This is a genomic window from Luteibacter sp. E-22, from assembly GCF_049913125.1.
Lineage (GTDB): Bacteria > Pseudomonadota > Gammaproteobacteria > Xanthomonadales > Rhodanobacteraceae > Luteibacter.
The window spans coordinates 4,000,652-4,015,000 of the sequence record NZ_CP183975.1 but is presented as its reverse complement, the minus strand read 5'-3'; the positions used below and the strand labels follow the sequence as shown (position 1 = coordinate 4,015,000).

The window sequence follows — 14,349 nt, the reverse complement described above, 5'->3', positions numbered from 1 at the left end:
GTCCTATGAGGACGAAGTGACTGACACCACGCTTCCAGGAAAAGCCACTAAGCTTCAGCTGTAGAAAAACCGTACCGTAAACCGACACTGGTAGGCAGGGTGAGAATCCCAAGGCGCTTGAGAGAACTCGGGTGAAGGAACTAGGCAAAATGGCACCGTAACTTCGGGAGAAGGTGCGCCTCTTGGTGTGGTCACGTGCGTGACTGAGCATCGAGGGGTCGCAGTAACCTGGCCGCTGCGACTGTTTATCAAAAACACAGCACTCTGCAAACACGAAAGTGGACGTATAGGGTGTGACGCCTGCCCGGTGCTGGAAGGTTAATTGATGGGGTCAGCCGCAAGGCGAAGCTCTTGATCGAAGCCCCAGTAAACGGCGGCCGTAACTATAACGGTCCTAAGGTAGCGAAATTCCTTGTCGGGTAAGTTCCGACCTGCACGAATGGCGTAACGACAGCGGCGCTGTCTCCACCCGAGACTCAGTGAAATTGAAATCGCTGTGAAGATGCAGCGTTCCCGCGGCAAGACGGAAAGACCCCGTGAACCTTTACTATAGCTTTACACTGAACGTTGAGTTCTTCTGTGTAGGATAGGTGGGAGGCTATGAAACCAGGACGCTAGTTCTGGTGGAGCCATCCTTGAAATACCACCCTGAAGTGCTTGACGTTCTAACCTAGGTCCGTAATCCGGATCGGGGACCGTGTATGGTGGGTAGTTTGACTGGGGCGGTCTCCTCCCAAAGAGTAACGGAGGAGCACGAAGGTACGCTCAGCGCGGTCGGACATCGCGCACTGTGTGCAAAGGCATAAGCGTGCTTGACTGCGAGATCGACGGATCAAGCAGGTACGAAAGTAGGTCTTAGTGATCCGGTGGTTCTGTATGGAAGGGCCATCGCTCAACGGATAAAAGGTACTCCGGGGATAACAGGCTGATACCGCCCAAGAGTTCATATCGACGGCGGTGTTTGGCACCTCGATGTCGGCTCATCACATCCTGGGGCTGTAGCCGGTCCCAAGGGTATGGCTGTTCGCCATTTAAAGTGGTACGCGAGCTGGGTTCAGAACGTCGTGAGACAGTTCGGTCCCTATCTGTCGTGGGCGTTGGAGATTTGAGGGGGGCTGCTCCTAGTACGAGAGGACCGGAGTGGACGTTCCGCTGGTGTTCGGGTTGTCATGCCCATGGCATTGCCCGGTAGCTACGAACGGAAGTGATAACCGCTGAAAGCATCTAAGCGGGAAGCACGCCCCAAGATGAGATCTCCCGAGAGCTTGACTCTCCTTAAGGCACCATCAAGACTAGGTGGTTGATAGGCGCGGTGTGGAAGTGCAGCAATGCATTGAGCTTACGCGTACTAATGAGCCGTGAGGCTTGACCATATAACCCCAAGACGCTTCACCGTCTTAATCTCTTACTCGCGGTTCGACTAAAACCCGGACGCTTGTCACTCGTTTACACCCTCTGTGGAGCCGGCGCTTAACGCGCTGCTCCCACCCCTTCCCTGGCGGCTATAGCGGCGTGGTCCCACCTGATCCCATCCCGAACTCAGAAGTGAAACGCGCATGCGCCGATGGTAGTGTGGCTCAAGCCATGCAAGAGTAGGTCACCGCCAGGGGCTTTATCCTAAAAACCCGGTCTCATCAGAGGCCGGGTTTTTTCTTGGCGCGCAGCGCGACCCGCAACAGGTCACCGCCAGGGGCTTTATCCTAAAAACCCGGTCTCATCAGAGGCCGGGTTTTTTCTTGGCGCGCAGCGCGACCCGCAACAGGTCACCGCCAGGGGCTTTATCTAGAAGGCCTCCCCGATTGGGGAGGCCTTCGTCTTTGTGGCGTTGCTGTCGTGCCCAACGGGCACGTACTGCAACAGGTCACCGCCAGGGGCTTTATCCTAAAAACCCGGCCTCATCAGAGGCCGGGTTTTTTCTTGGCCCGGTGGGAGCCGACCGAGTCGGCGATCCCGCGGCAGCGGGCCTGCTCACCGCACGCACCTATCGCCGACTCGGCCGGCTCCCACCAAAGCCACCAAGGAGGGGCTATCGGTCATGATCCCCGATCACGGCCGATCGGCTACATTAGGCCCATGTATCTACAGACTTTCGGGTTGCGCGAGCCTCCGTTCGGCGATGCACCGGACCTTCGGTTCGCGTGCCTGTTCACGCGCGAGCGGGAGATCCTCGCGCATGTCGAATACGAGCTTGGCTCCAGCACCTCCAGCATCAGTCTGGTGACAGGCGAGCCGGGTATCGGCAAGACGCTGCTGTGCATGCTCATCGAGGCGGATGCGCCGAACCACGGCGTGCGCGCGGTGCGCCACGGCGCCGGCGACTATGCACTGGAAACCGTTGCCTGGCTCCGCTCCCTCTATGCCGGCTTCGGCTTGCCGTTGCCGTTGAGCGCCGAGGCCAATACCCAAGAGCACCTCGTCGATGGCCTGGCCGCAGGGCTCGGGCGGCTCGCGCACCACGTCAACCATCGATTCCTGCTGATCCTCGACGATGCCGAAGAACTCAGCGACGGCGACATGGCCATCGTCGCGCGGCTCTTCGCGGCGTGCGAGAAGGCTGCCGCGCCCTTCCATATCGTGCTGGCCGGTGAACCCTCGCTTCGTGAGCGCCTCTCCGGTGCAGGCGCGCCGGAACTGGCAGCGCATATCCGTAGCCGTCTTCCCCTCGTCCCGCTCAATGCCGAAGAAAGCGAGCGGTACGTCCGGCACCGGTTGCACGTGGCCGGAACCTCGCACATGCCCTTCAGTCGCCTCGGCCTGCGCAGCCTGCGTGATGACGGCAAAGGCAATCCGCGGCGTTTGAACACGCTCGCCCACCGCGCGCTGGAAAGGGCGGCGGAGCGTGGCGAACAGTCTATCGGCGAGCGGGCCCTGGGCTTCGTGGTGCGCGAAGCCTTGCCGCACCACGCACGCTACTGGCTGCGACGCTACCGTAAGCCGATCCTCGCGATCGGGGCGATGCTGGCCATCCTGTTCGTGGGCGGGGTAGCCACCTGGTTCCTCACCGGCCACAGCCCCTCGCGGCCCAAGAACCTGGTGACTGTCACGCCCGAGCAGGCGCTGGCCAAGTTCCGCGATGCGCTGCCGACCCCGGATTTGGGCAAGGTGCGCGTCTGGGGCGAGCTTCTTGCCCGCTGGCAGGTGACGTCGAAGGAAACCTCCGTCGCCAACGCGATCAACTGCGATGCCGTCATTTTCCCTGGCTTCGCCTGCGTCAGCGGCCGTGGCTCTCTCGACCAGCTGCGGCGTTTCGACCGTCCCATCGTCCTCGAGCTCGATGAGGCTGACGCGAAACAGCAGGTTCTGCTGGTCGGTGCGGGGGACGAAGCCGTGCGCCTGTACCTCGGCGGCAAGTACGTCGAGCTGACGCGCGAAGCCTTCGAGAAAATCTGGGACGGGCGTTTCTACGCCGTGTTCCGCATCGACCCGGCAATGCCTTCCAAGCTCGCCCGTGGCGCCAGCGGTGACGGGATGGCCTGGTTGCTCAGCCGTCTGCCGCCCGATCCTACCGCCAGCGGCAGCGCGACGGCGGCGACCACCTTCGACCGCACGGTGGAAGCCCGCGTGCTCGCCTTGCAACAGCGCTTCGGCATCGCGGCCGACGGCGTGGTGGGGCCGGAAACCATGTTCGCACTGTCTTCGCTGGAAGCCGACGGTCCGCACCTCGCCCGCGGCGTGCCCTGAGCATGTTCGTCCAGGTCGATACCCGGCGGCGGTCCCGCTTGTGCTGGGCGACGATGCTCGTCGTCATCGTATGCGTGGTGAGTTTCGTCGCGCTGGCCCTGAGTGGCCGCACCGAGCGTATCTCGATCATGCTGCATTGGGGCACGGTGCCGGCGCACCTGTTCGGTACCGGCTTGCCCTTGTGGGAGCAGGTGAGCGACCCCGCGCTGCTGCGCCTGTTCACGGCCATGTTCATCCATGGCGGCTGGCTGCATCTGTTGAGCAACCTGCTCTTCCTCGTGATCTTCAGCCTGCCCGCCGAACGGAGCCTCGGATCGCCGCGATTCCTGCTGCTGTTCCTGCTCGGTGGTGTCGTCGCCAACCTCATCGGCGCGATCTCGCTAACCGGCGTGCGCGTGGCGATCATCGGCTGCAGCGGTGCGGTATCCGCGGTGGTGGGTGCCTATGTCACGTTGTTCCCGCGTGCGAAGCTAGGCCTGGTGCTGCCACTCGGCCTGTACCTCGAGTTCGTCCGTGTGCCTGCCTTCGTGCTGATCGGCATCTGGGCCCTCGTGCAGTTGCTTTTCAGCTATGCGGGCGCCAGTTACGGTGCCGTCGTCTGGTGGACCCACATCGGCGGCTTCCTGTTCGGCATCGTGTTCGCGCTGTTCTCACGCGGCGCCATCGCCCGCCGTCTACGCGGCTGACATCTCGCTTGACGCGAGCAGGTGCTCGCGTACGAAGTGGCGCAGCAGCATCGTCGCATCGGGCGTAGGTACGACCGCGGCAAGCAAGGCGTCGGGAGCATGGCCTTCCTCACGCAGCACGTCGTGCTTGCGTCGGATATAGGCGCGCATCACCTCGGCTGAGAACTCCGGATGGAACTGCGTGCTGATCGCGTGCTTGCCGTAGCGGACGAGGTGGTGCGGATCACGATCGGACCGCGCCAACGACACTGCGCCACGGGGTAACTCCATGACGCTCTGCTCGTGCGTGGCATGGGCGTGGAATTCCTGTGGCAGGCCCGCGCCGAGGGCGTCTTTCTCCGCATCGCCCTGGGTCACGATGCGCAGCGTGCCCATTTCACGGCCGCCGGGCAGGTAATCCACCCGGCCCCCTAGCGCATGCGACATCAGTTGATGTCCGTAGCACACGCCCAGCATGGGCAGGTCCACGTCCATCGCATTGCGAATCCACGCCGCCGTGCGTTCGCTCCAGGGCAGTTTCTCCGTCACCATCGACGCGGAACCGGTGATCACGGCGCCGGCGCAGTCATCAGGATCGGGCAGGCGATCGCCCTGCTCGACGTCGATCACGCGAACATGCGCGTCACGAAGACGCAAGCCCAGGCGGAACCAGCGCGGAAAATCGCCATGGCGAGCGCTGATGGTCTCGGGCGCGCGCCCGGTACGAACGATGAGAACGGGCTTCATGGCTGGGTGCTGTCGTCGATATCGGTGGGTGGAAGCACGTTGAGTACTTCCCGTACGGTAGTGAGCCCGGCGGCCACCTGCATGGCCGCCGAAATGCGCAGCGGTTTCATGCCCTCGCGCAAGGCCGCGTCGCCGAACTTGCCGAGGTCGAGCTCGGACGAAATGATCGAACGAAGCCTTGCGGAGACGGGCATCATCTCGTAGACGCCGGTGCGGCCGAGGAAGCCCGTCTTGCGGCATTCCAGGCACCCGACCGGCTCGAATACGCGTTCCGGCACGGGCACGTCCCATCCATGGGTAAGCACAGCCCACGAAACAGGGTCTTGTGTACCTGCCGACTTGCAGTGCGGGCAAAGCGTGCGCACCAATCGTTGTGCGACGACGCCCGTCAGCGTGGACTGGATGAGGTAGTGCGGCACGCCCAGGTCGAGCAGGCGGGTCACCGCGCTCGGCGAATCGTTGGTATGCAGTGTCGATAGCACCAGGTGGCCGGTGAGCGAGGCTTGCACGGCCATCTGCGCGGTTTCCAGGTCGCGGATCTCACCGATCATGATGATGTCCGGATCCTGGCGCAGCAGCGTGCGCACGCCAGCGGCGAAATCCAGTTCGATCGCGGGTTGCACCTGCATCTGGTTGAGCTCGGGCGAGACCATCTCGATCGGATCTTCGACCGTGCAGACGTTGAGTTCCGGCCGCGCGAGGTGCTTCAGCGTCGAGTAGAGCGTCGTGGTCTTGCCCGAGCCGGTGGGGCCGGTCACCAGCACGATGCCGTGCGGACGCTCGACCATGCCTCGCCAGATGCGGTCTTCCTCGACAGAAAAGCCCAGCTGCGCGAAATCCTTCATCACCAGGTCGGGGTCGAAGATACGCATCACCACCTTCTCACCGAAGGCGGTCGGCATGGTGGATATACGCAGTTCCACTTCGCGGCCACCCGCCGACCGCGTCTTGATGCGGCCATCCTGCGGGCGGCGCTTTTCCGCCACGTCCATGCGGGAGAGGATCTTCACACGGGCCGTCACGGCGGTCATCACCGGCGGTGGCAGCTCGAACACCTTCTGCATCACGCCGTCGATACGGAAGCGCATCTGCCCGGCATCGCGACGCGGCTCGAGGTGGATGTCCGATGCGCGTTGTTCGAACGCGTATTGCAGCAGCCAGTCGACGATGTGCACGACATGGCGATCGTCCGCGCCCACTTCGCCGGCCTTGCCGAGCTCCACCAGCTGTTCGAAGTTGATGATCTTGTTGGGCTCGCCGCCACCCTTGTCCTGGGCGAGCTGGATCGACCGCTGCACGCCGTAGAACTCGAGCAGGTAGCGGTTGATGTCGATCGGGTTCGACACCACCCGGCGGACGTCGCGGCGGAGCATCTGGGCCAGATCGTTGGCCCAGGCCATGTCGAAGGGCTCGGCCGTGGCGAAGGTGACCTCCAGGGAGGACGCCGCCACAGGCAGGATGCGGTGGCGCTGCGCGTAGGCGCTGCTCACCACCTGGGTGACCTGGGCCACGTTGACCTTCATCGGGTCGATCTTGAGATAGGGCAGGTCGGCCTTGCCGGCCAGCCATTCCATCAGGGTCTCCAGGCTGAGCGGACGGCCAGCCTCCCGGCGGTTCTCCAGCTTGCTGTTGGCGACCAGGACCAGGGGGTGCAGTTCGATGGCTGACTTGCCGCTGCGCGAACTCATGCGGACACGCTTGGCGTCCTCGCCGGTGAGGTACCCGTCGACGACGAGCGAGGCGAGCACCTCGTCCAGTTCCAGCCGGCCTCGGCGGCCGAGCAGCGCGCCGGGTTGCGGATTGACTGCCATTGCGTCCGACCCTGTGTGAATCCTACGCCGCTATACTAGCCCGCTTTCTCAAGGACTCGGGAACCATGTCCGCGCCCACCTTCCAAGACGTGATCCAGACCCTGAACCGCTATTGGGCGGACCAGGGCTGCGTGCTGGTCCAGCCGCTCGACACCGAGGTCGGCGCGGGTACGTTCCACCCCGCGACCTTCCTCCGCGCGCTCGGACCCGAGCCCTGGGCCGCCGCCTACGTGCAGCCTTGCCGCCGCCCGACGGACGGCCGCTACGGCGATAACCCGAACCGCCTGCAGCACTACTACCAGTACCAGGTGGTGCTCAAGCCGAATCCGGACGACATCCTCGAACGCTACATCGGCTCGCTGAAGGCGCTGGGCATCGATCCGCTGGTACACGACCTGCGCTTCGTCGAGGACAACTGGGAATCGCCCACCCTGGGTGCCTGGGGCCTCGGCTGGGAAGTCTGGCTGAACGGCATGGAGGTGACTCAGTTCACCTACTTCCAGCAGGCTGGCGGCCTGGAGTGCCGCCCCGTGACGGGCGAGATCACCTATGGCCTCGAACGCCTGGTGATGTACCTGCAGAACGTCGACAGCATCTACGACATCGTATGGACGCATGCCCCCCACGGCGTGGTGACCTACGGCGACGTGTTCCACCAGAACGAGGTGGAGCAGAGCACCTATAACTTCGAATACGCCAACGTGGCCGAGCTGCTGCACTGGTTCGACGTCTGCGAGGGCGAAGCGGGCAAGCTGATCGCCGCCGGGCTGCCGTTGCCCGCATACGAGCAGGTCTGCAAGGCCAGCCACGCCTTCAACCTGCTCGACGCGCGGCGCGCCATCAGCGTGACCGAACGCCAGCGCTACATCCTGCGCGTGCGCACGCTGGCCCGCAGCGTGGCCGAGGCCTATGTGGCACAGCGCGAGAAGCTGGGTTTTCCGGGTCTGAAGAACGACAAGGAGGCCGTCCATGGCCGATAAGCGACTGCCCCTCGTCATCGAGCTGGGCACCGAGGAACTGCCGCCGAAGGCACTCGACGATCTTGCCGGCGCCTTCGCACGCGGTGTCGTCGAGGGCCTGGAAAAGCGCGGCGTCGCCGCAGACTACGCTTCGGCGAAAACCTACGCATCGCCTCGCCGCCTCGCTGTGCACATCGCGGACGTCGCCGTGGCCCAGCCCGAGCAGAACGTGGAACGCCGCGGTCCCGCCGTGGCCGCCAGCCTTGGCGCCGACGGTGAACCCAGCAAGGCGCTGGTCGGTTTCGCACAGTCCTGCGGCGTCGAGGTCTCCGCGCTGGAGAAGCTCGAGACCGACAAGGGCGCATGGTTCGTCTTCCGCGCGGTGAAGCCCGGCCAGTCCACGGCGGCGCTCTTGCCCGAGATCGTGGCCGAATCCCTCAAGGCGCTGCCGATCCCCAAGGCCATGCGCTGGGGCAACCGTGAAGACAGCTTCGTGCGCCCGGTGCACACGCTGCTGATGCTGCATGGCGCGGATATCGTCGAGGGTGAAATCCTCGGGTTGAAGAGCGGCCGCCTCAGCAGCGGCCACCGCTTCCACCATCCCAAGCCGGTGCACGTGGCGGATGCCGACAGCTGGCTCGACGCATTGCGCCATGCGCACGTCATCGCCGACCCCGCCGCGCGTCGCCAGCGTGTACGCGACGAGGTCGCCCGCGTCGCCACCGGTGGCATCCCGCGCCTCTCCGAAGGCTTGCTCGACGAGATCGCCAACCTCACCGAATGGCCGGTCGCCATCGCTTGCACGTTCGAGCGTGAGTTCCTCGACGTGCCGCCCGAGGCGCTGGTCACCACCATGGAGACCAACCAGAAGTTCGTCCCGGTGTTCGATGCCGAGGGCAGGCTCACGGAACACTTCATCGGCGTGGCCAACATCGAAAGCCGCGATCCCGCGGAAATCCGCAAAGGCTACGAGCGCGTGATCCGCCCGCGCTTCGCCGACGCGAAGTTCTTCTGGGACGAGGACCTCAAGACCCCCCTGGCCGATTACCAGGAAGGCCTGAAGAACGTCACCTATCAACAGTCGCTCGGCAGCCTGTGGGACAAGACCGTGCGGGTCGCCGAACTGGCGCGCATCATCGCCAACCGGGTCGGCGTCGATGCCGGCCAGGCCACCCACGCCGCCGCGCTGGCGAAATGCGACCTGCTCACGCGGATGGTCGGCGAATTCCCCGAGTTGCAGGGCGTGATGGGCCGTTATTACGCCACGCGCCAGGGTATCGCGACCGAGGTGGCCGACGCGCTCGACAGCTTCTACCAGCCGCGTTTCGGTGGCGACGCCATCGCCGCCGGCAAGGTCGGCCAGGTGCTGGCCGTGGCGGAGCGCCTGGACACGCTCGCGGGCATCTTCGCCGTCGGCCTGAAGCCCAGCGGCAACAAGGACCCGTTCGCCCTGCGCCGCGCCGCGCTGGGTCTGGCGCGCACGCTCATCGAGGGTGGCCTGGACATCGACCTGCGCGCCACCCTGACGGAGGCGTTCGAACTGGTTCCGGAAGCCGCCCTGATCGCCGGCGTGAAGCCCGGCAAGGACGGCAAGGCCCCGGCCGTCGACATCGGCGCCCGCCGCCGCGAACTCGGCGACGAGGTCCACGCCTTCGTGCTCGATCGTCTGCGCGGCTATTACGCCGACCAGGGCTATTCGGCCGACCAGTTCGAAGCCGTGCTGGCCGTGACACCGGCCACGTTGCCCGACTTCGACCGCCGCCTGCGCGCCGTGGGCGAATTCGCCCGTCGCGCCGAGGCGGCCAGCCTGGCCGCGGCGAACAAGCGCGTCGCCAACATCCTGCGCAAGCAGGCGGAGGAAGCGAACGCGTCGCCTATCCCGGGCACGGTCGACCCGGCGCATTTCGAGCTGGATGCGGAGCGTGAGTTGCATGCGGCGCTGGACGCCGCCCGCGCCGATAGCCAGACGTTGCTGGCCAATGGCGACTACACCGGCACGCTGGCGCGGCTGTCGGCGCTGCAAGCGCCCGTCGATCGCTTCTTCGACGACGTGCTGGTCAACGCCGAGAATCCAGCGGTGCGGAGCAACCGCCTGGCGCTTCTGGCGCAATTGAAGGCCAGTTTCGGAGCGATCGCCGATATTTCACGGCTTTGACCTCGCGGACATGACGTGTGGCGCGCGGTAACTCGCGCGCCAACGCGTAGGCGCGGCATCAGGCGGCCGCCACGCCCTTGTCGTCGTGGATGCGCGATACCACCGTACGCCTGAACGCGACCATCCGGTCCGCGTAATCCTGCTCGCCCGAGCGGCTGAGGATCGAATACATCTCGGCCACCAGGTCGGCGTGGCGCACGGGAGAGAAGCGGCTGCCGGCCATCTCGATGTCCGACTGCAGCAGCTTCATCGCCGCGGCGAGGCGCGACGGGTCCAGCACGCCCGGAGCGGTGGTCGATATCTCGCGGCCATCGCGGCCACGCGCGGACTCCTTGGACTCGGTGCGTGCCACGGCGTCGTCGCCCGACCCGTCGAGCATCATGGGGCCCTCGCCGGCGGCGAGCCAGACCAGCGACAGGCCCAAGGTCTTGGCCATCGTCACGCACCGGCCCCGGGAAGGGTCGGTGTTGCCGTCACGCCAGCTGCGCACGACGCCCTCGGAGAAGCCGCAGCGGCGGGCGATCTCACTGACGCTGCCGCACATCTTGATGACCGCGCGGACGCGGGTGGCAAACGAGGACGTCGGCACCGCGGTGTCGACGCGCCCGGTTTCCAGCCCCACATGGGCGGCGTCGGCCAGGATGGATCCCCGTGTATTGTCGTTCATGCGATTGAAACCTCGTGATTCAGAAGGCCGCCCCCCGGCGATTACGCGCAACCAACGCGCGAACCTGATGGTTGGTGTACAGCGACTAGCCTTCGAAAGCCTTTCATGCCGGAAGTTTCCGTAGTTTCTCGCTGCCTCGGCAGCGAATACCTCCGGAAGACGGGGTGTGACGCACGAATAATCACCACATCTTGCTAGGAATGTTTCCTACCCGGCGGAATGGTCATGTGCCATTAGTCATCCTGATCGTGACGATAAGTCCTTGATCTTTACACCAAAGACGTTGGTCAAGTCGTTATATCAATGCGTAAGTTATTGCCGAGCACAGTATTTTTAGCGTTATTTTCCTGTTGTAGGTCGCAAAATCCTGCGCTATACGTCATCTCGCGCGACGCGTTCTAAGGGGGAGAGTCGCGCGCCAGGGGCATCAGGGGGGAGTCCCGCATTTCGCTTTCGCCGGCCATGGGCCGGTGCGGCGTACTGCGCGGATTTCAAATCAAAAAACCTCGCTCGTATTCCACCGGCCGTTTTTCGTGCCGGGCGGGTGAGTGCGCACGTTATTCCGAACGCACTGGGGAAGTGCGGTCTACTTGGGGAGTCACAAATGAATGTTTTGAAGTACGGCAGCCGGCCTTTCCGCCGCACTGCCCTCGCTACGGCGCTCGGTGTCAGCCTCGCCTGCGGCGGCGTTGTCCATGCGCAGTCGAACGCATCCGGCGTGATCTTCGGCCATGCCGACGACGCTGCGGGCGCGACCGTGCACATCGTCAACGTGGACACAGGCTTGTCCCGTGACGTGCCGCTTCCGGCGGACGGCCGCTTCCGCGCCACGTCGCTGCCGGTCGGTCACTACAAGGTGTCGCTCGAGCGCAACGGCACGACCGTCGCGACGCGCGACGTACAGGTGAACATCGGTTCCGGTACCGACGTCTCCTTTGCCGCCGCCGCCTCGGCCTCCTCGGCTACCAGTCTCGAAGGCGTGCAGGTAACGGGTACCGCACTCCCGGCGATCGACGTATCGTCGGTCGATTCGCGCACCGTGCTAACCGCCGAGCAGCTGCAGCGTATCCCGGTCGCCTCGAACGTCAATGCCGCCGCCCTGCTGGCTCCCGGCGTCGTCAGTGGCGACTCCCGCTACGGTGGTGTCGTCTCGTTCGGTGGCGCCTCCGCCGCCGAGAACCAGTACTATATCAACGGCTTCGCGGTGACGAACCCGCTGACCGGCCTGGGCTTCGCCACCTTGCCGTTCGACGCCATCGACCAGCAGCAGATCCTGACGGGCGGCTACGGCGCCGAATACGGCCGTTCCACTGGCGGTGTCGTCAACCTGACCACCAAGCGCGGTGGCAATACGTGGAAATTCGGCGCGCAGGTGCAATGGAGCCCGCGCGCGCTGAAGGCGGACCCGAGGAATATCTATTATCCGAAGACCTCGGGTAACGTCACCGACGGCGCGCTTTACCAGTACCGCAAGGGCAACAAGACGACCGATACCCTGTACGGCCTGTATTTCAGCGGCCCGCTGATCAAGGACAAGCTGTTCGTCTATGCCGCGGCCGACGTCGTGCGCACGGACGGTTCCGATGGCGTCACCAACGTCCTCACCCAGACCTCGTTCGATGGTCCGCTGAAGGCGAACCACTGGTTGGGCAAGATCGACTGGAACATCACCGATAGCCACATCCTCGAGTTGACCGGCATCGGCGATACCAACCTCAACGACACCACCATCTATTCGTATGACTACGAGACCCTCTCGCGCAAGGCGTTGATCGGCTCCGAACACCAGAAGAACATCGGCACGGCCAATTCGACGCCGGGCGGCATCATGTACATCGGCAAGTACACCGGGTACATCACCGACTCGCTGACCATCGACGCGCTCTACGGCCACAGCAAGACCGATCACGTGGATAACGTGTCCGGCGCCGCCGGTGTCGTGTGCCCGAACATCGTCGATAACCGAAACGTTCCCGCATCGCTCAAGCGCGTCAGCTGCGCGCCGGTGCAGGGCAACCTCATCGCGCCGGGCGCACAGGACAAGGTCAAGAACTGGCGCTTCGATGTGCAGTACAGCATCGGCGATCACGACCTGCGCGTCGGTATCGACAACCAGACGGCGGAATCGTACGGCGGCCTTGCCGTGCAAGGCGGTGCGTTGTGGACGTATAGCACCCCTCCCGCTTCGGGTACCGTTTCGGGCTTCCCGGAACTGGCCATCCCGCCGGGCTCGACCGAAATCGTCCGTCGCCAGATTTTCCGCGCCGCCGGTAACGTCAAGGTCGAGCAGGAAGCGCAGTTCATCGAAGACCACTGGCAGATCTCACAGAACTGGTTGGCATACCTGGGCCTGCGTAACGAGCAGTTCAAGAACTTCAACACCGATGGTGTCGTGTTCGTGAAACAGCGCCACCAGCTTGCTCCGCGCCTGGGTGTCACCTGGGATGTCTTCGGCGACTCGACCTTGAAGATCTACGCCAATGCAGGCCGGTACCACCTCGCCATTCCTTCCAACGTCGCCATCCGCGGCGCGGGCCCGCAGTTGTTCGAGCGTCAGTACTTCACCTACAGCGGCATCGATCCGACGACGAACGCGCCGATCAATCCCACGCCGATCTCCGATATCCATTACGCGAACGGCGCCGACGGCAGCGCTCCCGATCCGAAGACGTTGTCGGCCAAGAACCTGAGTGCCTATTACCAGGACGAGTACATTCTCGGCTTCGACAAGCAGCTCTCGACCGATTGGACGATCGGTGCGAAGGCTACCTACCGCAAGCTCAAGAGCGTCATCGACGATATCTGCGACAGCCGCCCGATCGAAGCCTGGGCCGAGAAGAACAACGTCACGATCAGCCCCGACGCGGAAATTCCCGGATGCCTCCTGTTCAACCCGGGCAAGGGCAATACGTTCACGATCGACCTGGACGCCGATGGTCGTTACGAGCAGGTCAAGCTCACCAAGGAAGACCTCGGTTTTCCGGACCTCAAGCGTAAGTACCTGGCGCTCAACCTCTACGTCGAACACCAGTTCAACAACCAGTTCTACGGTCGCGCCGAGTACGTCTGGTCGCACAGCTTCGGTAACTCCGAAGGCCTGCTGAAGTCGGACATCGGCCAGCTCGATCCTTCCGTCACGCAGGACTGGGATTACCCGGAACTGATGATCGGATCGAATGGTCCGCTGCCCAGCGATCGACGTCACCAGCTGAAGGCTTATGGCTTCTGGCAGGCGACGCCGGAATGGTTGTTCGGTGCGAACCTGTCCGCCATGTCGGGCCGTCCCAAGAACTGCCTGGGCGTGCGCGATCCTGACGTGTACCAGTACGGATCTTCGTATTTCTACTGCGACGGCGAAGCGCCGCGTGGCTCGCGTGGTCGCCTGCCGTGGACCTATCAGCTCGCGCTCAGTGCTGAATATCGTCCGGCGATGTTCAATCACGACCTGTCGCTGAAGGTGGATGTGTTCAACGTCTTCAACCAGCAGCGCGAGCAGAACATCGACGAGACCTACCAGACGGCCGATGGCACGCTCAGCCCGACTTATGGTCGTCCGCTCAGCTTCTCCGTGCCGCGTAGCTTCCGTCTGACGGCGCGTTACGACTTCTCGCTGTAGTTCGCTTTAAAAGGTTAAAAGAAGAAAGGGTCGCGGGGCGTTTACGCC

8 protein-coding genes and 2 rRNA genes (1 of these 10 running past the window's edge) are annotated in these 14,349 nt (G+C 63.9%); 7 read left to right on the top strand and 3 right to left on the bottom strand.

What is annotated here, in order from left to right; genetic code table 11:
* From ACN9M2_RS17845 to ACN9M2_RS17830, 4 genes are all read left to right on the top strand, one after another.
* A 23S ribosomal RNA gene (locus tag ACN9M2_RS17845) occupies positions 1 to 1,373 on the top strand (it extends 1,512 nt beyond the left edge of the window).
* Between the two features lie 121 nt (positions 1,374 to 1,494).
* Positions 1,495 to 1,609, top strand: a 5S ribosomal RNA gene (rrf, locus tag ACN9M2_RS17840).
* Positions 1,610 to 2,073: 464 nt separating this feature from the next.
* On the top strand, positions 2,074 to 3,681 hold the full coding sequence (locus tag ACN9M2_RS17835; protein ID WP_426285952.1) for an AAA family ATPase: 1,608 nt from the start codon (positions 2,074 to 2,076) through the stop codon (positions 3,679 to 3,681).
* Positions 3,682 to 3,683: 2 nt separating this feature from the next.
* Positions 3,684 to 4,367, top strand: a complete 684-nt coding sequence (locus tag ACN9M2_RS17830; RefSeq protein WP_306849515.1) for a rhomboid family intramembrane serine protease — start codon at positions 3,684 to 3,686, stop codon at positions 4,365 to 4,367.
* Here the strand turns inward: ACN9M2_RS17830 and ACN9M2_RS17825 are convergent.
* Both ACN9M2_RS17825 and ACN9M2_RS17820 read right to left on the bottom strand, forming a co-directional pair.
* A complete protein-coding gene (locus ACN9M2_RS17825) occupies positions 4,356 to 5,093 on the bottom strand; it encodes a glutamine amidotransferase (RefSeq protein WP_426285951.1) in 738 nt (245 codons plus the stop codon). The two genes, ACN9M2_RS17830 and ACN9M2_RS17825, sit on opposite strands and share 12 nt — an antisense overlap.
* The gene (locus tag ACN9M2_RS17820; RefSeq protein ID WP_426285950.1) at positions 5,090 to 6,904 is read right to left on the bottom strand and encodes a GspE/PulE family protein; all 1,815 of its coding nucleotides are present in this window, start codon (positions 6,902 to 6,904) and stop codon (positions 5,090 to 5,092) included. Before ACN9M2_RS17820 ends, ACN9M2_RS17825 begins: the two co-directional genes overlap by 4 nt.
* A gap of 65 nt (positions 6,905 to 6,969) precedes the next feature.
* On the opposite strand from ACN9M2_RS17820, the gene glyQ reads away from it, so the two are divergent.
* Positions 6,970 to 7,884, top strand: coding sequence for a glycine--tRNA ligase subunit alpha (gene glyQ, locus ACN9M2_RS17815; protein ID WP_371022273.1), 915 nt, complete (start codon positions 6,970 to 6,972; stop codon positions 7,882 to 7,884).
* On the top strand, positions 7,874 to 10,018 hold the full coding sequence (glyS, locus tag ACN9M2_RS17810) for a glycine--tRNA ligase subunit beta (protein ID WP_426285949.1): 2,145 nt from the start codon (positions 7,874 to 7,876) through the stop codon (positions 10,016 to 10,018). The genes glyQ and glyS overlap by 11 nt, the downstream gene beginning before the upstream one ends.
* Positions 10,019 to 10,076: 58 nt before the next feature.
* Here the strand turns inward: glyS and ACN9M2_RS17805 are convergent, their stop codons facing one another.
* Entirely contained in the window at positions 10,077 to 10,685 is a 609-nt protein-coding gene (locus ACN9M2_RS17805; protein ID WP_426285948.1) for a helix-turn-helix domain-containing protein, read from the bottom strand.
* A gap of 604 nt (positions 10,686 to 11,289) precedes the next feature.
* Here ACN9M2_RS17805 and ACN9M2_RS17800 point away from each other — a divergent pair.
* A complete protein-coding gene (locus tag ACN9M2_RS17800) occupies positions 11,290 to 14,301 on the top strand; it encodes a TonB-dependent receptor (RefSeq protein WP_426285947.1) in 3,012 nt (1,003 codons plus the stop codon).
* The last annotated feature ends 48 nt before the right edge of the window (positions 14,302 to 14,349 follow it).